19 protein-coding genes are annotated in these 23200 nt (G+C 58.7%); 12 read left to right on the top strand and 7 right to left on the bottom strand.

Annotated elements, in window-relative coordinates; translation table 11 throughout:
* Nucleotides 1-4: 4 nt before the first annotated feature.
* Both AACY19_RS18705 and AACY19_RS18700 read right to left on the bottom strand, forming a co-directional pair.
* Nucleotides 5-205 carry a DUF1656 domain-containing protein gene (locus tag AACY19_RS18705; protein WP_339452740.1) on the bottom strand — a complete coding sequence of 67 codons (201 nt, stop codon included), beginning with the start codon at nt 203-205 and terminating at the stop codon, nt 5-7.
* The gene (locus AACY19_RS18700; protein WP_339452738.1) at nt 195-2342 is read right to left on the bottom strand and encodes an FUSC family protein; all 2148 of its coding nucleotides are present in this window, start codon (nt 2340-2342) and stop codon (nt 195-197) included. Before AACY19_RS18700 ends, AACY19_RS18705 begins: the two co-directional genes overlap by 11 nt.
* Nucleotides 2343-2502: 160 nt before the next feature.
* On the opposite strand from AACY19_RS18700, the gene AACY19_RS18695 reads away from it, so the two are divergent.
* The 3 genes from AACY19_RS18695 to AACY19_RS18685 all read left to right on the top strand — a co-directional run bounded on the left by AACY19_RS18695 (nt 2503) and on the right by AACY19_RS18685 (nt 6863).
* Nucleotides 2503-3558 (top strand): tetratricopeptide repeat protein, encoded by a 1056-nt coding sequence (locus tag AACY19_RS18695; RefSeq protein WP_339452736.1) that lies wholly within the window; start codon nt 2503-2505, stop codon nt 3556-3558.
* 135 nt (nt 3559-3693) lie between these two features.
* Nucleotides 3694-5196 carry an ATPase domain-containing protein gene (locus tag AACY19_RS18690; RefSeq protein WP_339452734.1) on the top strand — a complete coding sequence of 501 codons (1503 nt, stop codon included), beginning with the start codon at nt 3694-3696 and terminating at the stop codon, nt 5194-5196.
* The gene (locus AACY19_RS18685; RefSeq protein WP_339452732.1) at nt 5193-6863 is read left to right on the top strand and encodes an ATP-binding protein; all 1671 of its coding nucleotides are present in this window, start codon (nt 5193-5195) and stop codon (nt 6861-6863) included. The genes AACY19_RS18690 and AACY19_RS18685 overlap by 4 nt, the downstream gene beginning before the upstream one ends.
* Nucleotides 6864-6933: 70 nt before the next feature.
* On the opposite strand, the gene AACY19_RS18680 is transcribed toward AACY19_RS18685, so the two are convergent.
* The 5 genes from AACY19_RS18680 to AACY19_RS18660 are packed head-to-tail and all read right to left on the bottom strand — an operon-like array spanning nt 6934 to nt 13478.
* Entirely contained in the window at nt 6934-7311 is a 378-nt protein-coding gene (locus AACY19_RS18680; RefSeq protein WP_003225116.1) for a response regulator, read from the bottom strand.
* Between the two features lie 44 nt (nt 7312-7355).
* Nucleotides 7356-8570, bottom strand: a complete 1215-nt coding sequence (locus AACY19_RS18675; protein ID WP_339452730.1) for a hybrid sensor histidine kinase/response regulator — start codon at nt 8568-8570, stop codon at nt 7356-7358.
* Entirely contained in the window at nt 8564-9157 is a 594-nt protein-coding gene (locus AACY19_RS18670) for a chemotaxis protein CheB (protein WP_339452728.1), read from the bottom strand. Before AACY19_RS18670 ends, AACY19_RS18675 begins: the two co-directional genes overlap by 7 nt.
* Nucleotides 9154-9987 carry a CheR family methyltransferase gene (locus tag AACY19_RS18665; protein WP_339452726.1) on the bottom strand — a complete coding sequence of 278 codons (834 nt, stop codon included), beginning with the start codon at nt 9985-9987 and terminating at the stop codon, nt 9154-9156. The genes AACY19_RS18670 and AACY19_RS18665 overlap by 4 nt, the downstream gene beginning before the upstream one ends.
* Nucleotides 9987-13478, bottom strand: a complete 3492-nt coding sequence (locus tag AACY19_RS18660) for a response regulator (protein ID WP_339452724.1) — start codon at nt 13476-13478, stop codon at nt 9987-9989. Before AACY19_RS18660 ends, AACY19_RS18665 begins: the two co-directional genes overlap by 1 nt.
* Before the next feature lie 261 nt (nt 13479-13739).
* Between AACY19_RS18660 and AACY19_RS18655 the strand changes: the two genes are divergently transcribed.
* The 9 genes from AACY19_RS18655 to AACY19_RS18615 all read left to right on the top strand — a co-directional run bounded on the left by AACY19_RS18655 (nt 13740) and on the right by AACY19_RS18615 (nt 23187).
* On the top strand, nt 13740-14105 hold the full coding sequence (locus tag AACY19_RS18655; protein ID WP_339452722.1) for a response regulator: 366 nt from the start codon (nt 13740-13742) through the stop codon (nt 14103-14105).
* Nucleotides 14106-14180: 75 nt separating this feature from the next.
* Nucleotides 14181-15491, top strand: coding sequence for a glycosyltransferase (locus tag AACY19_RS18650; protein ID WP_339452720.1), 1311 nt, complete (start codon nt 14181-14183; stop codon nt 15489-15491).
* Between the two features lie 117 nt (nt 15492-15608).
* Complete coding sequence (locus tag AACY19_RS18645) at nt 15609-16475, top strand: phospholipase (protein WP_339452718.1); 867 nt, start codon at nt 15609-15611, stop codon at nt 16473-16475.
* Between the two features lie 192 nt (nt 16476-16667).
* Nucleotides 16668-17546 carry a phospholipase gene (locus AACY19_RS18640; RefSeq protein WP_339452716.1) on the top strand — a complete coding sequence of 293 codons (879 nt, stop codon included), beginning with the start codon at nt 16668-16670 and terminating at the stop codon, nt 17544-17546.
* A 69-nt stretch (nt 17547-17615) separates the two neighbouring features.
* Entirely contained in the window at nt 17616-18521 is a 906-nt protein-coding gene (locus AACY19_RS18635) for an AraC family transcriptional regulator (protein WP_339452714.1), read from the top strand.
* 252 nt (nt 18522-18773) lie between these two features.
* The gene (locus AACY19_RS18630) at nt 18774-20084 is read left to right on the top strand and encodes an ABC transporter substrate-binding protein (RefSeq protein WP_339452712.1); all 1311 of its coding nucleotides are present in this window, start codon (nt 18774-18776) and stop codon (nt 20082-20084) included.
* A 154-nt stretch (nt 20085-20238) separates the two neighbouring features.
* A complete protein-coding gene (locus AACY19_RS18625) occupies nt 20239-21165 on the top strand; it encodes a carbohydrate ABC transporter permease (protein WP_339452710.1) in 927 nt (308 codons plus the stop codon).
* 8 nt (nt 21166-21173) lie between these two features.
* Nucleotides 21174-22004 (top strand): carbohydrate ABC transporter permease, encoded by an 831-nt coding sequence (locus AACY19_RS18620; RefSeq protein ID WP_339452708.1) that lies wholly within the window; start codon nt 21174-21176, stop codon nt 22002-22004.
* A gap of 79 nt (nt 22005-22083) precedes the next feature.
* Nucleotides 22084-23187 carry an ABC transporter ATP-binding protein gene (locus AACY19_RS18615; protein WP_339452706.1) on the top strand — a complete coding sequence of 368 codons (1104 nt, stop codon included), beginning with the start codon at nt 22084-22086 and terminating at the stop codon, nt 23185-23187.
* The last annotated feature ends 13 nt before the right edge of the window (nt 23188-23200 follow it).

The raw sequence follows: 23200 nt of genomic DNA, 5'->3' as shown, positions 1-23200 counted from the left end.
GGCATCAGGCTCCCATCAACAGAATCAGCGCGGCACAAACGCAGGCATACAAGGCACCTTCGAATAATGCTTCATGCCAGACCAGCCGCAGCACCCCGGCGCGTCGCAACACCCAGTCCAGCAGGATGAATATCGGTATCGCCAGCAACAGGGCCTGGGCAATTGGCGGCAGATAGACGCCACCAATCTCGAAATCAATGGGCAAGGGCCGGTTCTCCTTCTGGTGTATTACGCTGCAGAGATTCTCCATGACGCTCGAGGAACGACACGACAATCAACAAGGCCACGCGCATGCGGAACACAGCCCCTAAATGCTCATGGCTGGCGACATGCAGATTATCCAGCTCGTCGCCCAATGCGTGCAGCGCGTCCAGAGTCGGCGCCAATTGCGCATCCGGGCGCCCCGCAATGAAGCGGCCGGTCTTGCGCAGCGCCGAGGACAGGCGCTGGCTGTAGGCGTCCGTGACCAAGGAATTGTTTTGCGCTTGCCGCCGAAGCTGATGCATGGCGACGCCCACCGCCACACAGGCGAGGCTTGTTTCATACAGCTGCTGCATGTGCCGGTCGTTGGCGGCGGGCAACAGGCCCAACATGCTGGTCAGACGGTCGACCATGCGGCTCTCAAAGGCAAATTGCTGCTCATCGGTGGCGGGCGTCTTGCTCAATGCATACACCTGCTCACGGGCTTCGTTATACAAGCGACGAATGCGCAACACGGGGCGGAACGGAAAAATCCACGCATAGACGATCAGTGCCAGCATCGCCGCGCTGACATAGGCACCGGCGAATTCGAACCATTGAATGGCTGTGTTCTGTCCGGTCCCGACATTCTGTGGGCCGATCATCAGGAAGCTCGACAGACCGAGCCCCATGCCGATACCCGCCGTCGCAGGGCTCGCCAACCCGACCGCGATGACATACAGCAAGGGCGCCAGCATCAGCGCCAAGGGTTCGAAATCACTGATCGACGGCACCAGCATGAATTGATAAAGCGCTGACACCAGCAGCGCCAGGCCCAAACCCCGCGCATAGCTCTGCGCTGCCATCAGGGGCCGGGGGAACGTTGCCATCAGGGAACACAGGATGCCCACTAGAATCATCCCGCCCCGGGCGCCGTCCCAAGCCGTTTCTATCCAGATCAACCCGGCGGCCAACAGCGCAGTAAAGGCCCGGATGGCATTCATTGACGCCAACGTGAAATCCAGGTGCAAGGGGCTGGCCTGACCGCGATAAAGGCAACTGGCCTCTCGCCCTTCCTGAATGGCATCGCTCAGTTCAAGGATCTGTTCCAGTTGCTGTAGCAGTCGCGCCTGCTCCCAACGCAACGCCCATGCCAGCGAACGCAGGGTGGCGCTCATGTCTTCGGTGAGTTGTTCGGCTTCATAAGCCATTTGATCGAAGCGCTGTTGCAGCGTGATGAAACGCTGACGTGCCTGCGCCGACACCGAACGCCCCTGCTCTGCCAATTCATCGAATAGTGCCAGTTCCTCGGCGCGCAGCCGCTGGATATCGAGTGGCAAATCACCCTCCCAGCGCTCAGTCAGCAATTGCCGCTGATGACGCAAAGCCGTCAGCCGTGAGGTGAGCAACATCAACTGGTTGCCCAGCAACAGCACCAGATTGTTCGCGCTGCGCAAACGCGGCGCATCGAAATACAGATGCCGACGCAGCCCTTCCAAAGCGCTGATCTCACCGAGCAACTGCATTTGTCTGCGCTGGAATTCGTCCTCGCTTTCTTCGGTGCGGATGACTGCAGCGGCATGCCGGGCGACCAGTTTGATCACTTGGTCGACCTTGGCGAAATACCCCTTGGCCACGGCTTCCGGGCGGGCTGTCAGCAGGCTCACCACGCAGACACAGGCCACCGCCAGCAGGGTTTCGGTGACTCGCGTGACGGCCAGCAGAAAAGTGCCGTCCTGGTCCGGTATCGCCAGCAACGCCACCACCACTGCGGTGTAACCGCTTAGCACGAACGCCTGTGAGCTGGTGTAGCGCAGCAACGTGCCGCCCGCCGTGCACAACGCCAGCCACAGCGCCAGCGTGGTAATGAACGGCAGCGGCGCCTGCGGAAAAATCGCCATGATCAGCACCGCCACCACCGCCCCGAGCGTGGTGCCGATGATCTGGCCGAAGCTGCGGGCCAGGGCCATTCCTGCCAGTGGCTGGCTGACGATGACAACTGCCATGATTGACCATTTGGGTTGATCGAGATCGAACAGAAACGCGAGATACAGGGTCAGCAACCCGGCCGCAATGGTGCGCAGGGCAAACAGCAGCACCGCCTGGCCGGGATGGATCACCGCTTTGAAATAATTGAACAGGACTTGCATGGGCACACTCATCGAAGCAACTCCTGCAAGCGTAGACACTGCATCGCAAGCCTGACGGGTAACAGAGTCGACGCGACATGTAGGGCAATTCGCAGGCATCGGGTTTGACTCATGACTCAAGCTGATCGAAGCTTACTGCTCTGCCCAAGTACGACTGTTTTCGGAAACCTGCATGCCTCAGTCCCGCCGCTACTTGTTGATCAGCCTTGGTCTGGCACTCGTCATTCTCGTTGGCTGGCTTTCTCTGCGCACGGCTGCGCCCATGGTGCCCGACGCGATCAAACACGGCTACAGCGAAGCCTTGTCCGCCGCCCGTGCCGGCCAACCCGGCGCAGCGCGTCAGTTGTATCAGCAATTGGCGCGACCGGACCTCTCGACCAAGCGTCGCGTCTGGCTGCATGCCGAGTTGCCCAACTACCCTAGCCCGCAAGCCTTGAGGCTGGCCGATGCGGATCTGCAAAACGAGGCACCGGCGGTGCGTCTGGCCGCGATCAAAAGTGTCGTCGGATTGGTTCCGGGGGGGCAGCGCAGCCTGTTGCTGGGGCCAATCCTCGATGATCAAGACCCGACTGTGCGCGTCGCGGCGGTCAATGCGCTGCTCGGCTTGAGTCCGGATGAACTGGGTTTGTATTTCGCCCCGTTGCAGCAAGCCATCGACGCCTGGGAGCAGGTGCTCAAAGGCGAGCCGGCTGACGCCCAGACCTATGCGCAACTGGCTCGCCTGCACTTGCATAATGCTGAACTGAAGCAGGCGCAGGATGCGTTGGAAAATTCCCTGCGTCTGGCACCGGACAATCTGTCGGCACTGGTGATGCAAATCGATGTGCTCGACCGTCAGGGCCAGAGCGACGCCGCCCGGCAACTGCTCGCCCGCCAACTCAAGGCGCAACCCGAATCGGCGTATCTGCAACACGCCCTCGGCCTGTGGTTGCTGCATCACGGGCAGCGTGAGTTGGCGTTGCTCGGTCTCTCGAAAGCGGTCGAGATCGAACCTGACAACAAGGATTACCGCTACGACCTCGCGACCACGCTGCACAGCGCGCAGGAGCTGGAAGCGGCACAAAACCAGTTGCAGGAAATCGTCCAGCGCCACCCTGCCGACCGCAAGGCACGCGTGCTGCTGATCAATTACTGGAAAGAAAGCGGTCAGTTGCAGAATGTACAGATCCTGCTGGCTCAGCTGGAGCAACTGAACCCGGACGATCCCGCCCTTCAACAGGGGCTTTAACGGTGTTTTTTTGCCAGCCTGCAGGCCCTTTGCGAAAGAAAGTGCGGAACTGCCATCACCGCGACAGGGTCAAGTAATTCAGGTCGGTCAATTTCGTCAACGGCCTCGATTCCCGTAGCCATGAGAGGGCATTTTTTGTCTACATCTAACGAGTTGATCAGCGCAAAAGCCGCTACCGGCATCAAGGGCATGGATGACATCCTTGCCGGTGGCTTGTCTCGCGGCCATGTGTTTCTGCTGGAGGGTGAGCCCGGAACCGGTAAAACCACTGTTGCTTTGCATTTTCTGATGGCTGGCGCAAAAGCCGGCGAGCGCTCGTTGTACATCACCCTGTCCGAGACCGAGCGCGAGCTGCGTCAAGGTGCGCTGTCCCACGGCTGGGAGCTTAACGAGAACATCGAGATCTTCGAGCTGACACCGCCGGAGAGCTTGCTCAATGCCGAGCATCAACAGAGTCTGCTGTATTCCTCCGATCTTGAACTGGGCGAAGCGACGAGGCAGATTTTCGAAGTGGTCGAGCGCTTCAAGCCGACCCGCGTGGTGATCGACAGCCTGTCGGAGATCCGTTTGCTGGCGCAGAGTTCGCTGCGTTATCGCCGGCAGATTCTGGCGATCAAGCATTACTTCGTGCGCTACGACGCCACGGTGTTGCTGCTTGATGACCTGACCACCGAATCCCTGGACAAAACCGTGCACAGTGTCGCGCACGGGGTGATCCGCCTCGAAGAATTGACGCCCAACTACGGAGCCGAGCGCCGTCGCGTCCGGGTGATCAAATACCGTGGCCAGAAATATCGCGGTGGCTTCCATGACTTCACCATCATGGGCGATGGCGTTCATGTGTTCCCACGGCTGGTAGCAGCAGAACATCGTGGTGATTACGAGCGATTGCAGTTGAGCAGCGGCATCACTGAAATGGACGCGCTGTTGGGCGGCGGTATCGAAACCGGCTCCAGCACGCTGATCCTCGGTCCCGCCGGTACCGGCAAGTCGCTGATTTCGCTGGTGTTCGCGGCGGCAGCAGTGATGCGTGGCGAGAAAGCCGCCCTGTTCATTTTCGATGAAGAACTCGGCTTGCTCTTCGAGCGCATGAATAATCTTGGCATCGACCTCAAGGCACTTCAGGCCACTGGCAACCTGTTGATCGAACAAGTCGACGCCGCCGAGCTGTCACCGGGCGAGTTTTCCCATCGGGTGCGGCGCTGCGTCGATGAAGACAACATCAAAACCGTGGTCATCGACAGCATCAACGGTTATCAGGCAGCGATGCCGGAAGAGAACGCGCTGGTGCTGCACATGCACGAAATCCTGCTCTACCTCAATCGCAAGGGCGCGGCAACGTTCATGACCGTGGCCCAGCATGGGCTGGTCGGAGACATGCAAGCGCCAGTGGACATTACCTATCTGGCCGACACGGTGATTCTGCTGCGTTACTTCGAAGCCGTCGGCAAAGTGCGCCGGGCCATTTCCATCATCAAGAAGCGCACCGGCAGCCACGAATCGACCATTCGCGAATACCGCATTTCGTCCACGGGCATGACTATTGGCGAACCGCTGGAGGCCTTCCAGGGCGTGCTGCGCGGTGTGCCGACCTACCTCGGGGCAAGCAGCCCGTTGCTCAAGGATGAAACCCTGTGACCCTGACCGTGCCGCTGGCCGAACGCGCGCTGATTCTGGCACCCGTGGGTCGCGACAGCCAGATTGCGCAGATGATTCTCAATGAGGCGGGATATGGCGGCGTAATCACTCCCAACCTCGGCACCCTGTGTACGGAACTTGAACTGGGCGCAGGCTGGTTGCTGATCGCTTCCGAAGCGTTGCGCGGCCCGGAGCTGGAAGCACTGTTCGCCTATCTGGAGCAACAGCCGGCCTGGTCGGATCTGCCCATTGTCGTGCTGACTCATCATGGCGGCCATGAGCAGGGCCCGTCGTCACGACTCAGTGGCCTGCTCGGCAACGTGACATTTCTGGAGCGCCCGTTTCACCCGGCGACACTGGTGAGCATGGTGTCCGCCGCATTGCGCGGGCGACGACGACAATACGAAGCCCGCGATCGACTGATCGATCTGAGTGAAAGCGAACGGCGCCTGCAGTCGACCCTGGAAACCCTTGAGCATCAGGTCGAAGAACGCACCGCGCAATTGCGCCACAACGAAGAGGCGTTACGTCAGTCGCAAAAGATGGAAGCGGTCGGCCAGCTCACCGGCGGTATCGCTCACGACTTCAACAACATGCTCACCGGCATCATCGGCAGTCTGGAATTGTTGCGTCGACGCCTGGCACGTGGGCGCCTGGACGATCTCGATAGCCTGATCGATCTGGGCGTGACCTCGGCCAATCGCGCGGCGGGCCTGACACACCGGCTATTGGCGTTTTCCCGTCGCCAGTCCCTCGACTCCAAAGCCGTGCAGATGAACACGCTGGTGCTGTCGATGGGGGAGCTGCTGCAACGCAGTCTCAACGAAAGCATCCAGCTGGACATGCGTCTGAATGAAAAGCTCTGGGTCGCCGAAGCTGACCCTAATCAGCTGGAAAGCGCCCTGCTCAATCTCGTACTCAACGCCCGTGACGCCATGCCAGAGGGCGGCAAACTGATCGTCGAGACCAGCAATCGGACGCTGAACCGCGAGTTTACCGATGCCTATGCCAACCTGGAACCCGGCGATTACGTGATGCTGAGTGTCAAGGATAACGGCAGCGGCATGCCCGAGAGCGTGATCAATCGCGCATTCGATCCGTTTTTCACCACCAAGCCCATCGGCCAAGGCACCGGGCTCGGCCTGTCGATGATCTATGGCTTCAGCAAGCAGTCTCGCGGGCACGTCTCGATTGATAGCGAAATTGACCAGGGCACCACGGTCAACCTGTATTTGCCGCGCTTCCGTGGTGAAGAAATGTCGAGCACCGACTCCGACATCCAGCAAGCCCCCGACGCCCGGGACGGCGAAACCGTGCTGATCGTCGAAGACGACCCGGCCGTGCGCGTACTGGTCAGCGCCGTGCTCAGTGAGTTGGGTTATGCCTTTGTAGAGGCCAGCGATGCCGACGGCGCCGTGCCGATTCTCAACTCAACGCAACGCATCGATCTACTGATCAGTGACGTCGGCCTTCCGGGCATGAACGGCAGGCAACTGGCCGAAGTCGGCCGGCAATATCGCCCCGGTCTGAAAGTGTTGTTCATCACCGGCTACGCCGAGCACGCGGCGGTGCGCGGGGGCTTTCTGGACTCGGGCATGCAGATGATCACCAAGCCCTTCACCTTTGATCTGCTGACCGCCAAAGTCCGCGAAATGATCAACAACTGAACCCTGAAAGTGCCTGTGGAGCTGTCGCACGCGGCGCCAGCTCCTCCATGAGCGCTTCAGCGTTGGTGGGTCAGGCGAGCAATTCCTGGATCTTTTCCTGCAACACGTCCAGATCGAACGGTTTTTCCAGAATCGGCGCCTTGCGCGTGATCGGGCTGCCGGTTTCGCGGATTTCCTGCGGATAACCGCTGATAAAAATCACTTTCAGATCAGGTCGCAGCTTTACGGCGGGCTCGGCGATCTGCACGCCGGAGATGCCACCCGGCAGGCGGAAATCAGTGATCAACATGTCCAGATGGGGTTTGCTGGCGAGGATCTCGAAGGCCTGTTCGCCGTTTTCTGCTTGCAGTACGCGATAGCCCTGCCCCGACAGATAATCGGTCAATACCATCAAGATAACCGGTTCGTCCTCGACGACGAGTACTACATCTTGCGCATCTACGCTCATGGGAAGCCTTTGTTCGGTCAATAGCTGCTGATACGACCGTGTGGTCACTCAGAGGTTGCGTCGGATTTGCCGTTTTCCTGGATTGGCAGACAAACGCGAAACAGGGCGCCTTCGTTGATCTCACTCACGACGACGATGGAGCCGCCATGGGCGGCGACGATCTGCTCGGAAATGAACAGACCCAGCCCGAGGCCGGCCACTACCGTCTTGGCGGAGACCCGTTCGAACTGTTGGAAAATACGCTTCTGGTTCTCGGCACTGATACCGATACCGCGATCCTGCACCTCAACCCGAGCCTCGTTGCCCTGACGGTAGACCCGAACCTGTATCGGGCTACGTCCGCCGTAACGCAGCGCATTAGTCAGCAGATTGGTGATCACCTGCTCGATGCGGAATTCGTCCCAGTGGCCCGTCACCGGATCTGGAGCTTCGAAAGACACATGCGTTTCCGCCGCCTCGATCTGCGCTGCAAAGTTTTGCAGCAGGTTGCTCACCAGCTGTACCAGGTCGAAGCGGTTTGGCCGGATCGACAGCTTGCCGGTACGAATGCGCGAGACGTCGAGCATGTCTTCGATCAGGCGAATCAGGCTTTTGATCTGCCGCTCGTCGCGGTCAACCATCGCGTGCATCTTGTCGAGGGTGAACGCTGCAGCGTTATCCCGTGCCAGGTGCATCTTGCGCAGTTGGGTTTCGAGAATCAGGCCATTGAGCGGCGTGCGTACTTCGTGGGCGACGATGGACATGAAGTCATCGCGCATGCGCACCGCCTGCTCCAGTTCCAGTTGCGTGCTCTGCAATTGTTGCAGCAGCGCTTCCTGCTCGCGACGGGCCTGCTCCAGCGCCTCGACCTGCTGCTTCATCGCCTTGCTCTGGCGATACAGATCGACAAAGACGTTGACCTTACTCTTCACCGCATGGATATCCAGCGGCTTGTGCAGGAAGTCCACCGCCCCGCTCTCATAGCCCTTGAATGCGTAATTGAGTTCACGGCCAGCGGCGCTGACGAAGATGATCGGGATGTTCTTGGTCTTCTCGGTGCCGCGCATCAGTTCGGCCAGTTCAAAGCCATTCATGCCCGGCATCTGCACGTCGAGAATGGCCATGGCGAACTCGTGCTGCAGCAGCAGGGACAACGCTTCGTCTGCCGACAGCGCCTTATAGACGGTGCGGTCTTCACGCTTGATCAGCGCTTCGAGAGCCAACAGGTTCTCGGGCAGATCATCGACGATCAGCAGTTTGGCCTGGATATTACTTAACATGCGATTCGTTCCAGCTCGACAAGCAAACGGCTGATGCCGTGGATGGGTAGGACATGATCCGGCTGCTGAATGTTCAGCGCAGCGAGGGGCATGGTGGCGACTTGCGCCTCTTCAGGGTCCTGCACGATGGTCAAGCCACCGTGTCGCTTGACCACCGCCAGACCGCGCGCGCCATCGTGGTTGGCGCCGGTCAGCAATACCGCTGCCAGCCGCGGACCATAGGCATCGGCGGCGGATTGGAACAGGTAATCAATGGCAGGACGCGAATGGTGCACGCGATCTTCAAGACTCAGCGAGAGGGTACGGTCCTGCTCGACGGACAGGTGATAACCGGGCGTGGCGAAATACACGGTACCGCCAACAATGTCCTGTTTGTCGCAGGCTTCATGAACCGGCAACGCCAGACGCCGCGCGAACACCTCAGCCAATTGACTGCGCCGCTCTTCCGGCAAGTGCAGCACGATGATGATCGGCAACACAAAACCCTTGCGCAGCGGGCCAAGCAGATTCAGCAATGCCTCAACGCCTCCGGCGGAAGCGCCTATCACGATAGCCTCGACCCGAGGCAAATCCGCAGCGTTGTTCATAATTTGCGGTAGATCCGTTCCTGTTTCACCAACGGCTGGAAGTGGTTCGCGTAGCTGGAAAAATCCAGGGTTTCCTTGCTACCCAACACCAGAAAGCCGCGATGGCAGAGCGATTCATGAAACAGCCCGAACGCTCGATCCTGAAGCTTTTTGTTGAAATAAATCAATACGTTACGACATGAAATCAGGTGTGTTTCGGAGAATACGCTATCGGTCGCCAGGCTGTGATCGGCAAATGTCACGTTCTCGCACAGTGTCTTGTCGAAAATCGCATACCCATAGGCCGCAGTGTAGTACTCGGCAAATGAACGCTGACCGCCGGCTTGCTGGTAGTTGGCCGTGTAAGCCCGGACGTTCTCCATCGAGAAAATCCCCTGCTTGGCCTTGTCGAGCGAGCGCGGATTGATGTCGGTGGCGTAGATGATCGTGCGGTCGAGCAAGCCTTCTTCGCGCAGCAGGATCGCCATCGAATACACCTCCTCGCCCGTGCTGCACCCGGCGATCCAGATCTTCAGCGACGGATAGGTGCGCAGCAGCGGCACGACTTCCTGGCGAATCGCGAGAAAGTGCGACGGATCACGAAACATCTCGCTGACCGGGATCGTCAGCAATTGCAGCAACTGCATGAATGCCGTCGGATCGTGCAGGACCTTTTCCTGCAACGCCGAGATCGTCGCGCATTCGAACTGCCCTAACGCATGTTGCACCCGGCGCTTGATCGATGCGCCGGAGTAATCGCGAAAGTCATAGCTGTACTTGAGGTAGATGGCCTCGATCAGCAAGCGCAATTCGATTTCGCTGTTTCGTTCAAGGGGGCTGCTGCGTTCCACTAAATGCGTTCCATCTTCGGTAACCACACACGAATCAATGAGAACAGCCGATCCAGATCGATGGGCTTGGCCAGGTAATCGTTGGCACCCGCCTGCAGGCAGCGCTCCTGATCGTCCTTCATGGCCTTGGCCGTTACCGCGATGATCGGCAGCTTGCGCCAGCGCGGATCCTTGCGGATCTCGATGGTGGCTTCGAAACCATCCATTTCCGGCATCATCACGTCCATCAACACCAGATCGATGTCCTCGACTTCATTCAGTTTCTCAATCGCCTCACGGCCGTTACGACCGATCACCACGACCGCGCCTTTGTGCTCCAGAGCACTGGTCAGGGCGAAAATGTTACGCACATCGTCGTCCACCAGCAGCACCTTGCGGCCCTCGAAGACCTTGTCGCGGCTGCGCGCAGTCTTGAGCATCTTCTGCCGTTCATGGGACAACTGCGATTCGACTTTGTGCAGAAAGAGTGTGACCTCATCAAGCAACCGCTCCGGCGAGCGTGCACCCTTGATAATGATGGAGCGCGAATACTTGCGCAGCTCGGCTTCTTCATCGCGGGTCAGGTTGCGCCCGGTGTAGACAATGACCGGCGGGAACGAGCAGATATCCTCGGTGGACATGCGCTTGAGCAGGTCATTGCCGAGCATGTCCGGCAACTTCAGATCGATGACCATGCAGTCGTAGATCGTCGTTCGCAGCAGCTCCAGCGCGTCCTGAGCCAGACCAACGGCAGTAATTTCGATATCTTCGTCGCCGATCAGCCGCGCGATGCTTTCACGCTGCAAATCGTCGTCCTCGACCAACAGCACGCGCTTGACCTTCTGCGTGAGCTTGGCTTCGAGACGGGCGAAGACGTCCTTGAGCTCCTCGCGGGTGGTCGGTTTGACCGCGTAGCCGATGGCGCCCATGTGCATCGCGGCTTCGACACGATCCTCGACGGAAATCACGTGCACCGGGATGTGTCGGGTTCCAGCGTGCTCTTTCAAACGCTGCAGCACGGTCAGACCCGAGTGATCGGGCAGGCGCATATCGAGCAGGATCGCATCCGGCACGAACTCTTTGGCCAGGTCGTAGCCCTCGTCGGCACCGTGGGCGACGAGGCACTGGTAACCCAGCTCATGGGCCAGGTCATAGAGGATGTGAGCGAAATTCGGCTCGTCCTCCACCACCAGAATGCAACGGGTAGCAAACGGTGCCTTGTCGCGGTCGTCGGCGAAACGGGGAATATGCACCGGTGCCAGCGATGAAACCACAGGAGCAAGCGGCGCCACAGGTACGGCTGCCGGAGGGGTGAAGGTCAAGGGCGCGGAAGCGACGTCCGCCGACTCGTTATACTGCTGCGGCATCAACAGCGTGAACACACTGCCCTGCCCCGGCGTGCTGCTCACCGTGATCGAGCCGCCGAGCAACGTGGCCAGATCGCGGGAAATCGACAGCCCCAGGCCGGTGCCGCCGTACTTGCGATTGGTCGTGCCATCGGCCTGACGGAAGGCCTCGAAGATGCTCTCCTGCTGATCGGCGGCAATGCCAATGCCCGAATCGCGGACGACAAAGGCGACCTGGTCGTTCGGCTGACCGGCGATGGTCAGGCTGACCGTGCCGCTTTCCGTGAACTTTACAGCGTTTGACAGCAGGTTCTTGATCACCTGCTCAAGGCGCTGGCGGTCGGTGAACAACGTGGCCGGCGTGCCCGGTTGCAGGTCGACACTGAAGCTCAGTTGCTTGTCCGCAGCCATCGGCTCGAATACGCCACGCAAGCCGTCGGCCAGTCGCGCAACGCTGGTATTTTCCGGAATGACTTCGAGTTTGCCGGCTTCGACCTTGGAAATATCAAGAATGTCGTTGATCAGGTTGAGCAAGTCATTGCCCGCCGAGTAGATCGACTCGGCAAACTTGACCTGTTCGGCGCTGAGATTGTCCTGCGGGTTTTCGGCGAGCAACTTGGCCAGAATCAGCGAACTGTTCAGCGGCGTGCGCAGTTCGTGGGACATGTTGGCGAGGAATTCCGACTTGTACTTGCTTGAACGCTGCAATTCTTCTGCGCGTTCTTCGAGCTGGATCTGTACCTGATTCAGCTCGGTGTTCTTCTGGTCCATTGCATCGCGTTGCTCGGCCAGCGTCTGCGCCTGCTCGGCCAGTTGCTCGTTGGTCTGCTCCAGTTCGACTTGCTGGGTTTCCAGGTGCGCCTGGGACTCCTTGAGAATCCGCGATTGCTCTTCGAGCTCTTCGTTGGCGGTTTTCAACTCTTCCTGCTGTACCTGCAACTCCTCGTTGAGTTGCTGGGTTTCGGCGAGGACTTCCTGCAGACGCTGACGGTAGCGCGCGGCTTCGATGGACGTGCCGATGTTGCCGGCAATCAGTTCGAGCAGCTCAATGTCGCGTTCGGTGAGCGGACGCAGGAAACCCAGCTCGATCACGCCGTTGACCCGGTCATCATCGCTGGTCGGCACCACCAGCACGCTTTGCGGCAGGCCTTGACCCAAGCCGGAGCTGACTTTGAAGTAATCGGCCGGCACCGAATCCAGACGAATCAACCGCGCCTGCTGCGCCACCTGACCGACGATGCCTTCGCCGCTGTAGATCGACTGATCCTGCTCTTCCTGCTCGCGGGAGAACCCATAGGTCGCCACACGTTTCAGACCGCCGTGCTCTTCACGCACGTACAGTGCCGCCACGGCTGTGCCGAGGTATTGCGCGCAGAATTGCAGAATGTTGCGACCCAGCAGATTGAGCGTCAGTTGCCCCAGCACTTGCTCAGCCAGTTGAGTCTGGCCGTTGCGCAGCCAGCCCTGCTGCTCCAGGCGTGAAGCACTGGCCTGTTGCGCGGCGAGGTTGGCGCTGTAGTTGTTCGACAGGTTGACCAGGTCACGGCGGCCAATGTAGGCGAGCATGCCACTGATACCCGCGATGAACAGCAGGTACAGGCTGATGCTCCAGATTGTCGTGCGGCGTACTTCTTCGTTGCGCGTGGCGCGCAGCAATTGCTCGGTTTCAATGACGTCTTCGAACTGCTTGCGAATCTCGTCGGTCAGGCGCTTGCCGCGACCGGCCTTCACTGCTGCCTTGTAGTCGCCGCTGGTGCGCTGCAGATCAATCATCGACTGTGCGTAGGTCGCCCACTCGGTCTGCAACGCCTGCAGACGGCGTAGACGATCGGTTTGCGCCGGATTGTCAGCCGTCAGCTCAAGCAATGTGTCGAGTGCGACGGCGATACGCGGCTTGGCCGTTTCATACGGGTCGAGAAAATGCTCGTCACCACTGAGCAGGTATCCGCGCATGCCGGTTTCCAGGTCCACAGTGAGTTTCACCGCTTCATTGGCGTTATTGATCACCCGGTCGGTGTGCTCGACCCACTGGATCACTGACAGCAAATAAGTGATCAGCGCGATGAAAAACACCGCACTCATCGCACCCACGCCCAATGGCAGGCTGATATTGCGTGTCAGAAGTTTGCGAAACCGTGTTTCATCTACCGTGGACGAAGTGGGCATGGGACGGCCTTGTCGAACTGTCGAAACCCGGGAGTTTGCCCCAAAACGGCGGCATCGATCCATTTTTCTCACAGATTTGGCCGCATTAACCTGATTTTGCCTGCGCTCCGTGATCATCCAGCAGTTATCCTTGGCGCCCCGATTGCAGCTAATCTTTTTTGTATCGAATCGGGAACTTGTGGCTATGCGCCACTTACTGATGCAAGAGCCCGGCATTTCGACCGGTTGCACTCCCGATTTCATTTCTTGAGAGCCTTCAATATGTCCACCCCAGCGCCCACCATCCTAGTAGTCGAAGACGACGACATCGTGCGTATGCTCATCATCGATGTGCTGGAGGAACTGGAGTTCAGCGTGTTGGAGTCGGACGGCAGCGAACAGGCGCTGGCGTTCTTGAAAGATCCAGCGGCAACAATCGATCTGATGATGACTGACGTCGGTCTGCCCGGTATGGATGGACATGAGCTGGCCACTGAAGCGCGGAAGTTGCGAGAGACCTTGCCGATCCTGTTCGCCAGCGGTTATGCGGAAACCCTTGCTGTGCCGGCCGACATGCATGTGATCGGCAAGCCGTTCTCGATTGATCAATTGCGCGACAAGGTCAAAAGCATACTTGACGCCAAGTGACGCATTTTTGTCCTCGGTCAGCCCGATCGGTGCTGACCCTCTCTTCTGTTTTCTGCCTTCAAGGAACACCCGTCAATGTCTGCACGCCCCGCCACCCACGTTCTGGTCATCGGCTACGTCTGGCCCGAACCTCGCTCATCGGCGGCCAGCGGGCATGTGATGCAGATCCTCGAGACCTTTCTCGAGCAAGGCTGGGAGATCACCTTCAGCAGCCCTGCCGGCCCCGGCGAGCACAAGGCCGACCTCAGCGCGATGGGCATTCGCGAAGTGCCGATTGAACTGAACAACAGCAGCTTCGATACCTTCGTCATGGAGCTGGCCCCGGATATCGTGTTGTTCGACCAGTTCATGATGGAAGAACAGTTTGGCTGGCGCGTCGAGAAACATTGCCCGAACGCCCTGCGTGTACTCGAAACCTCTGATCTGCAAAGCCTACGCCATGCCCGGCATATGCGGCTCAGGGAACACCTGAAAAACGCTCCGGACGAGCAGGACTTCACGTCCCTGTTCGCGCCGGCCCTGCACGAAGAATTCGAACTCATGGCCGACAGCGACATGGCCAAGCGTGAAATCGCCGCGCTGTATCGCTGTGACCTGAACCTGATGATTTCCACGGTCGAGATTGAGCTGCTGGTGGAACAATTCGGCCTTCCGCGCGCCCTGCTGCACGAGTGTCCGCTGATGATCGACCTGCCGCAAGGCGAGCAACGGACGTTCGCGCAACGCGCGCATTTCCTCAGTATCGGCAACTTCCGACACGCGCCCAACTGGGACGCGGTGCTGTGGATGAAAACCGCAGTCTGGCCGTTGATCCGCGCGCAACTGCCGCACGCGCAGTTACACATCTACGGCGCGTACACCCCGCCAAAAGCCACTGCCCTGCACAACCCAGCGCAGGGATTTCACGTGATGAACTGGGCCGAAGACGCGCTGCAGGTCATGTCGGCGGCGCGAGTGTGCCTGGCACCTTTGCGCTTCGGCGCCGGGATCAAGGGCAAATTCATCGACGCGATGCTGTGCGGCACACCGTCGGTGACCACGCCTGTCGGCGCCGAGGCCATGCACGGCGAGATGCCGTGGCCGGGTGCAGTGGCGTGCAGCGCTCAAGCCCTGGCGGATCGAGCAGTTCAGTTGTATCAGGACGAAGCCCTTTGGAATGAAGCCCGACTGGCTGGGAACACCTTATTGGCTGAGCGGTATCGTCAGTCGGTTCACGGGCCGGCGCTGATCGACAAGTTGCGACAGAGCATGAGCAACTTGAATCAACTTAGAAAAGCCAACTTCACTGGCAGTATGTTGCGCCACCATCACCACAAGAGCACTCAATACATGTCGCAGTGGATCGAAGCAAAGAACCGCCAGGCCCCATCTGGACACACTCAATAAAAGGCAACATATATCCAGCATTAAACTGCATCTTGCCCGGCTAACTCCCCAGCCATTAATAATAAATAACTCGCCAAACAATCGGAGCGAGTTATTTATTATTCAGGGAGAACCGACATGGACAGCAAGACGCTGGATAACTACACACTAAAAAACTGGATGGCCGCCACTCCGGCCATCGATAACCTGTCACTTAATCAATTGACACTGCCGGGCACGCACAATGCCGGCTGCGACTGGCAGGCTTCCTATGCCCTGGTGCCCGGCGCGCATTATTTAGCCTGTCAGCATAACTCTTTTTATGAACAGCTCAATAACGGCGCGCGAGCGCTTGACATCAGAATGGTCTACGACAGTAAGGGCGAAGGTCTCGGCAAGATGCGCATGCAACACGATGGCTATCTGTCTTCACGCGTATTTGGCGGACTGATCACAGACCTGCAGCGCTTTCTTTTGGAAAACCCCGACGAGTTCATTGTTCTCGACTTCCACGAGTTGAAAGATGGCGATCAACCTTTTGATTTTGTCTGGTTCAACAAGACGATGGCACACTTCCTGCGCGACAGAATCATTCCGCCACGAAACCGTCATTTAAGCCTTGGGCGATTAAAGGATATCAGCCCTTCACAGCGAGTTCTGGTACATGCCAACTGGCATCGCGATCTGGACTTGCAATGGTTTAACCAAGAGGTCGAGCATTACTGGATCGGCACACAAACCCCCAGCGCCAGTGACCTTCAGAAATATATCGAAAAAGTGTTGGCTTACCCACCGTCCTCTTATTATCCGTGGTCACTGTCTGCTACCAGTTATTCCTTGTGGGGTGGCCCGGTAGATATTCATTCCGACCTGGATAAATGGTTCGACCCGGCCAATAGCGACTGGCTGCTCAAATGCAACATCGTCAATGTCGACTTCATCGAAGAATCCAGACTGGTTTCGTTCTGCCGCACCGCGAACCTGCTCAAGGCTCGCCAGCTCTAAGCGCAGTGACGGTGCCATGCATTGGCTATTTTTTAGCGAATGTTGCCGTCGCTGGACATGATTTACGCTGTTTGTATGCTGTATTTCACGCTCACTCACAATCGGTGAACGGGCAGGTGCCGCCACAAACGGCACCTCTCACATCAATAACTTCGCCCCCAAGGATGGGGAGCATGGCGACAGGGAGTCACGATGAGCAGTACTGAAGCAGCCTTCGACAAGCAAAAATGGATGGGCCATGTGCTGGATATCGATCAACTCAAGTTGACCGATATCATCTGGCCCGGCAGCCACAACAGTGGCATGGACAAAAAGGCGCCCAACCACAAGTTCGTCACGGGCAACTGGATCACCTGCCAGAACGATTCGTTCGCCTGGCAACTGGAAAACGGCGCCCGGGCATTTGACCTGCGCCTGGGATACAGGGACAGCGGCGGCCGGCCGGTCTTTTATTTTCACCACAATGGCCATGAGTCCGGCCGGCTGCTCGATGAACTGGTCGAGACGCTGACCGCATTCCTTGATCGCAACCCTGACGAATTCGTCGTACTGGACTACCATCAGCTGGGGGATGGCGACAATGCTTTCGATCACCAGCAACTGAATGACTTCATGCTGCGTCGACTGGGGTCGCAGCTGATTCCGTTTTCCGACTCGATGAGCACAATCGGCCAGCTCAAAAGCGCCAGTTCCAGGCGACGCATCGTGTTGGCGGCGCACTACTCGGCGGGCCTGGACCAGCAGTTCTTCTGGCCGCAAATCCCGCACAAATGGACCCGTCAAGTGTTCACCGATACGGGAACTCTGGAACGGCACATCCAAACCACCCTGAAGGATGCGCCCCTCGAATCGTTCATCTGGTCGTTGCCAGTCACCTGCTATTCGCTGCTGGGCGGCCCGGCCAACATCAAGCACAAGATCAATGACTGGTTCCACTCCACTCGGGATTGGGTGACTCGTTGCAGCATCATCAGTACCGATTTCTTCGACGAGTCGGAGATCGTTCGTTATTGCTGGGTGGCCAACAGCATGAAGGCGGTCTACGGGCGGGCGTTGTATGAATCTCGCTGAATCGGGGCTGGTGCCACAAGCGCAGAAAGGGGCATGATCGGCGAGCGATAACAAGAAAAGTGGCCTGACATGTCCCGAACAGCCCGAGTGACCGACCCTTCTTATGAGTTGATGGATGACCACAACGGGTTATCCATCATCTACCGACAGCATGGTTTCCCGTGTCCGTTGGTGCGCTGGCATTTTCACAAGGAATACGAACTGCACCTGATTGTTGCCAGCTCGGGCAAAGTGTTCATCGGTGACTACATCGGCAACTTCTACCCGCAAACCCTGTTTCTGACGGGCCCCAACCTGCCGCACAACTGGATCAGCCAGGTCGCCGAAGATGAGGTCGTGGAAAAACGCGACATGCTGGTCAACTTCACGGACGAACTGTTCGAGAGTGGCCATGCCGTATTTGCCGAACTCAAGACGCTGGCACCGCTGCTTGAGCGCGCGCAGTACGGCATCGAATTTCGTTGCAAACACACGATCCGCCAGGCCATGACGCTGATGCAGCGGATCGCCGATACCCGAGGTGTCACTCGCCTGGGACATTTCTTCATTTTGATGGAGTTGCTCGCCGCGACTGACGACTATCAATTGCTCTCTGGCGCCACCAACACGCAACTGGCCGATGAGCACAACATCGACCGCACCAACCGCGCGGTGGACTACATTTTTGCCCACTACGCCCGGGATATTTCCCTTGAGGAAGTCGCTGATCACCTGGGCATGACGCCGACGTATTTCAGCCGGGTGTTCAAGCAGGCCACCGGGCGTAATTTCATCGAGTTCGTCAATCGCCTGCGCATCAGCAAGTCCTGCGAGTTACTGGCCGATGGTGACAAGCCGGTCACCGACGTCTGCTTCGAGTCGGGTTTCAACAACATCTCGAACTTCAATCGGCGCTTTCAGCAGCTCAAAGGCATGACGCCGTCGCATTATCGGCGGCTCGCGGTGCAGCGGTTGACCGAACAGAACCGCTTGTGAAGACACCGCTCTACCAGTGCTGGGCAATGGCCTGAAACCTGTACGCATTCGTTAGCGCGTTCCCACTGAAAACCCCTTCCCTGCGTTTACCCCGGCAAAGTCCAGTGCAAAAAAGTATCGATAAAAGTGCTAGGGATGATTTGTCAGTGCTGCGATTGAAGGCTGTAATCAGCGCACATTCTTCCTGCACAGGAAGACACAAAAACAATAACTGTCCTTCTGCCTCCCCGGGACGCAGAAAAGGAGTGCACGATGCAACCCACTGCAAAAGCTCTGCTTGCCCTCACCTGCATGACCCTCAGCAGCGTCAGCCTTGGCGCCCAGACCCTGACCATCGCCACCGTCAACAACAGCGACATGATCCGTATGCAGAAACTTTCGAAGACCTTCGAGAGCGAGCACCCGGACATCAAGCTCAATTGGGTCGTGCTGGAAGAAAATGTCCTGCGCCAACGTCTGACCACCGACATCGCGACTCAGGGCGGGCAGTTCGACGTGTTGACCATCGGCATGTACGAAGCCGCACTGTGGGGCGCCAAAGGCTGGCTGGAGCCGATGAAGGACCTACCGGCCAGTTACGCCCTCGACGACGTGTTCCCGTCGGTGCGTGAAGGCCTGTCGGTGAAGGGCTCGCTGTACGCCCTGCCGTTCTACGCCGAAAGCTCGATCACCTATTACCGTACCGACCTGTTCAAAGAGGCCGGGCTGACCATGCCTGAGCGCCCGACCTGGGAGGAAATCGCCGGTTTCGCCGAAAAACTCACCAAAAAAGACCAGGAGCAGTACGGCATCTGCCTGCGTGGCAAGGCCGGTTGGGGCGAAAACATGGCGCTGATCAGCACCGTCGCCAACGCTTACGGCGCACGCTGGTTCAATGAAAAATGGCAGCCGGAATTCAACGGCCCCGAGTGGAAAAATGCGTTGAATTTCTATGTTGATACCATGAAGAAATCCGGCCCACCGGGTGCTTCGAGTAACGGCTTCAACGAAAACCTCGCGCTGTTCAACAGCGGCAAGTGCGCGATATGGGTCGATGCCAGCGTCGCCGGCTCGTTCGTCACCGACAAGACCCAGAGCAAAGTCTCCGATCACGTCGGCTTCACCTTCGCCCCGCATCAAGTCACCGACAAAGGTTCGGCGTGGTTGTATTCGTGGGCACTGGCGATTCCAACCAGCTCCAAGGCTAAGGACGCCGCGAAACAATTCAGCGCCTGGGCGACCTCCAAAGAGTACGGCGAACTGGTCGCCAGGACCGATGGCATCGCCAACGTTCCGCCGGGCACTCGCGCCTCGACCTACAGTGACGCCTACATGAGCGCTGCGCCATTCGCCAAGGTCACGCTGGAATCGCTGAAGGCGGCCGACCCGAGCAAACCGACGCTGAAACCGGTGCCTTACATCGGCATTCAGTTGGTGACCATTCCTGAGTTCCAGGCCGTGGGTACCCAGGTCGGCAAGCTGTTCTCGGCGGCGCTGATCGGCCAGACCACGGTGGATCAAGCCTTGGCCGCCGCTCAGCAAACCACTGAGCGCGAGATGAAGCGCGCCGGTTATCCCAAGTAACCGCCACAGCTCGCTCCTGCCTTTTGTAGGGGTGAGCCTGCTCGCGATGGCAGCTTCCCATTCAACGCAATGGGTGACTGACACACCGCTATCGCGAGCAGGCTCACCCCTACATTAGATCTCCATAGGTCTGAAAGACTCGGTTGTGATCACCATGAATACTTCAACTGCCAAAGCCCACATTGATCTGTCCCAGCCGCAGCGCAAGGTTCGCGTGCGCAATCCGGGCTGGTTCCTGGTCAGCCCTTCGGTGGCCTTGCTGCTGCTGTGGATGATCGTGCCGCTGGGCATGACCCTCTACTTCTCGATGATTCGCTACAACCTGCTCTACCCCGGTGAAAACGAATTCGTCGGGCTGGAGAACTTCAGCTATTTCCTGACCGATTCCGGTTTCCTGCCCGGCGCCAGCAACACCCTGTTGCTGGTCGGCAGCGTGTTGCTGATCAGCGTGGTGTTTGGCGTGCTCATCAGTGCATTGCTGGAGGCCAGTGAGTTTCTTGGTCGCGGCATCGTGCGGGTCATGCTGATCTCACCGTTCTTCATCATGCCCACCGTCGGTGCATTGATCTGGAAGAACCTGATTTTCCACCCGGTGTCGGGAATCCTCGCCTACGTGTGGAAGTTGTTCGGCGCGCAACCGGTGGACTGGCTGGCGCACTACCCGCTGCTGTCGATCATCATCATTGTCTCGTGGCAGTGGCTACCCTTCGCCATCCTGATTCTGATGACCGCCATGCAGTCGCTCGATCAGGAGCAGAAAGAAGCTGCGCGCCTCGATGGCGCCGGCCCCATCGCCATTTTCTGGCACCTGACCCTGCCACACCTGGCGCGGCCGATTGCCGTGGTGGTGATGATCGAAACGATCTTCCTGCTGTCGGTGTTCGCCGAGATTTTCACCACCACCAACGGCGGCCCCGGCTACGCCTCGACCAACCTCGCCTACCTGATCTACAACCAGGCGCTGGTGCAGTTCGACGTCGGCATGGCTTCGGCAGGCGGCTTGATTGCCGTGGTCATCGCCAACATCGCCGCGATCATTCTGGTGCGGATGATCGGTAAAAACCTGACTGACAAAGCCTGAGGCCTGCCATGACACTTCAACATTCCCGTCGGCTGCAAAGCCTGCTGCTCGGCACCCTGGCCTGGGCCATCGCGATCGTGATTTTCTTCCCGATCTTCTGGATGGTGATGACCAGTTTCAAAACCGAAATCGACGCCTTCGCCACGCCGCCGCAGTTCATCTTTACGCCGACGCTGGAGAACTACCTGCACATCAACGAGCGCAGCGACTACTTCAGTTTCGCCTGGAACTCGGTGGTGATTTCCTTTAGCGCAACCGCGTTGTGCCTGTTGATCGCGGTGCCCGCCGCTTACTCGATGGCGTTCTACGAAACCCAGCGCACCAAAGGCACGCTGCTGTGGATGCTCTCGACCAAGATGCTGCCGCCGGTGGGCGTGCTGATGCCGATCTATTTGCTGGCCAAGAGTTTCGGCCTGCTCGATACGCGCATCGCGTTGATCGTGATCTACACGCTGATCAACCTGCCGATTGTGGTGTGGATGGTTTACACCTACTTCAAGGACATCCCCAAAGACATCCTCGAAGCCGCCCGCCTCGACGGCGCCACGCTGTGGCAGGAAATGGTCCGCGTGCTGCTGCCGATTGCCAAGGGTGGCCTTGCGTCGACCGTGCTGTTGTCGCTGATCCTGTGCTGGAACGAGGCCTTCTGGTCGCTGAACCTGACCTCGTCAAAAGCCGCACCGCTGACCGCGTTGATCGCCTCCTACTCAAGCCCCGAAGGCTTGTTCTGGGCCAAGTTGTCAGCGGTCTCGACCCTGGCCTGCGCACCGATCCTGATCTTCGGCTGGATCAGCCAGAAACAACTGGTGCGCGGCCTGTCGTTCGGTGCCGTGAAATGAATATCCCGCACCCAACCCTCGCTCCCACAGAAAAGCCGATCTGGTTTAACCCAATAATGAATTGCGGAGGCCCATCATCATGGCCAACCTGAAAATCAAGAATCTGCAAAAAGGCTTCGAAGGTTTTTCCATCATCAAGGGCATCGACCTTGAGGTGAACGACAAGGAATTCGTGGTCTTCGTCGGCCCGTCCGGTTGCGGCAAATCCACCCTGCTGCGCCTGATCGCCGGCCTCGAAGAAGTCAGCGGCGGCACCATCGAACTGGACGCACGCGACATCACCGAAGTCAGCCCGGCCAAGCGCGATCTGGCGATGGTGTTCCAGACCTACGCGCTGTACCCGCACATGACCGTCAAGAAAAACATGTCCTTCGCCCTCGACCTGGCCGGCGTGCCGAAAGCCGAAGTCGAGAAAAAAGTGGCCGAAGCGGCGCGCATCCTCGAACTCGGCCCGATGCTTGAGCGCAAACCAAAACAGCTCTCCGGTGGTCAGCGTCAGCGTGTAGCGATTGGCCGCGCCATCGTGCGCAACCCTAAGATCTTCCTGTTCGATGAACCGCTTTCAAACCTCGACGCCGCGCTGCGCGTGCAGATGCGTCTGGAACTGCTGCGCCTGCACAAAGACCTGCAAGCGACGATGATCTATGTGACCCACGACCAGGTCGAAGCGATGACCATGGCCGACAAGGTTGTGGTGCTCAACGGTGGCAAGATCGAGCAGGTCGGCTCGCCGCTGGACCTGTATCACAACCCGGCGAACATCTTCGTCGCCGGCTTCCTTGGCACGCCGAAAATGGGGTTCCTCAAGGGCCAGATTGTCCGCGTCGATGCGCAAAGCTGCGAAGTCTCGCTGGACGCCGGCACGCGCATCACCCTGCCCTTCGCCGCCGCGAATCTGAGCGTCGGCAGCGCCGTGACCCTCGGCATTCGCCCGGAACACCTGGAACTGGCGCAACCCGGCGACTGCACCTTGCAAGTCATCGCCGACGTCAGTGAACGCTTGGGCAGCGATACCTTCTGCCACGTCAAGACCAACGCCGGCGAAGCCCTGACCATGCGCGTGCGCGGCGATCTCGCCAGCCGTTACGGCGAGCAACTGAACCTGCACCTGGACGCCAGCCACTGCCACCTGTTCGACGCCGAGGGCGTGGCGCTGACCCGCCCGCTGCGTGCGGCCGCCTGATTCGCGAGAACCC

The sequence above is a fragment of the Pseudomonas sp. EA_5y_Pfl2_R50 genome (assembly GCF_963970475.1).
Lineage (GTDB): Bacteria > Pseudomonadota > Gammaproteobacteria > Pseudomonadales > Pseudomonadaceae > Aquipseudomonas.
Note: the sequence above shows the minus strand (reverse complement) of the source record. Positions and strands in the feature narration are given on the sequence as shown.

What these genes read in the sequence shown, in the direction of transcription:
- AACY19_RS18630 (WP_339452712.1), top strand. Translation starts at nt 18,774, where the DNA reads ATGCAACCCACTGCAAAAGCTCTGCTTGCCCTCACCTGCATGACCCTC.
- AACY19_RS18620 (WP_339452708.1), top strand. Translation starts at nt 21,174, where the DNA reads ATGACACTTCAACATTCCCGTCGGCTGCAAAGCCTGCTGCTCGGCACC.
- AACY19_RS18650 (WP_339452720.1), top strand. Translation starts at nt 14,181, where the DNA reads ATGTCTGCACGCCCCGCCACCCACGTTCTGGTCATCGGCTACGTCTGG.
- AACY19_RS18680 (WP_003225116.1), bottom strand. Translation starts at nt 7,311, where the DNA reads ATGAGCGTAGATGCGCAAGATGTAGTACTCGTCGTCGAGGACGAACCG.
- AACY19_RS18615 (WP_339452706.1), top strand. Translation starts at nt 22,084, where the DNA reads ATGGCCAACCTGAAAATCAAGAATCTGCAAAAAGGCTTCGAAGGTTTT.
- AACY19_RS18640 (WP_339452716.1), top strand. Translation starts at nt 16,668, where the DNA reads ATGAGCAGTACTGAAGCAGCCTTCGACAAGCAAAAATGGATGGGCCAT.
- AACY19_RS18655 (WP_339452722.1), top strand. Translation starts at nt 13,740, where the DNA reads ATGTCCACCCCAGCGCCCACCATCCTAGTAGTCGAAGACGACGACATC.
- AACY19_RS18660 (WP_339452724.1), bottom strand. Translation starts at nt 13,478, where the DNA reads ATGCCCACTTCGTCCACGGTAGATGAAACACGGTTTCGCAAACTTCTG.
- AACY19_RS18645 (WP_339452718.1), top strand. Translation starts at nt 15,609, where the DNA reads ATGGACAGCAAGACGCTGGATAACTACACACTAAAAAACTGGATGGCC.
- AACY19_RS18695 (WP_339452736.1), top strand. Translation starts at nt 2,503, where the DNA reads ATGCCTCAGTCCCGCCGCTACTTGTTGATCAGCCTTGGTCTGGCACTC.
- AACY19_RS18625 (WP_339452710.1), top strand. Translation starts at nt 20,239, where the DNA reads ATGAATACTTCAACTGCCAAAGCCCACATTGATCTGTCCCAGCCGCAG.
- AACY19_RS18675 (WP_339452730.1), bottom strand. Translation starts at nt 8,570, where the DNA reads ATGTTAAGTAATATCCAGGCCAAACTGCTGATCGTCGATGATCTGCCC.
- AACY19_RS18635 (WP_339452714.1), top strand. Translation starts at nt 17,616, where the DNA reads ATGTCCCGAACAGCCCGAGTGACCGACCCTTCTTATGAGTTGATGGAT.
- AACY19_RS18700 (WP_339452738.1), bottom strand. Translation starts at nt 2,342, where the DNA reads ATGAGTGTGCCCATGCAAGTCCTGTTCAATTATTTCAAAGCGGTGATC.
- AACY19_RS18670 (WP_339452728.1), bottom strand. Translation starts at nt 9,157, where the DNA reads ATGAACAACGCTGCGGATTTGCCTCGGGTCGAGGCTATCGTGATAGGC.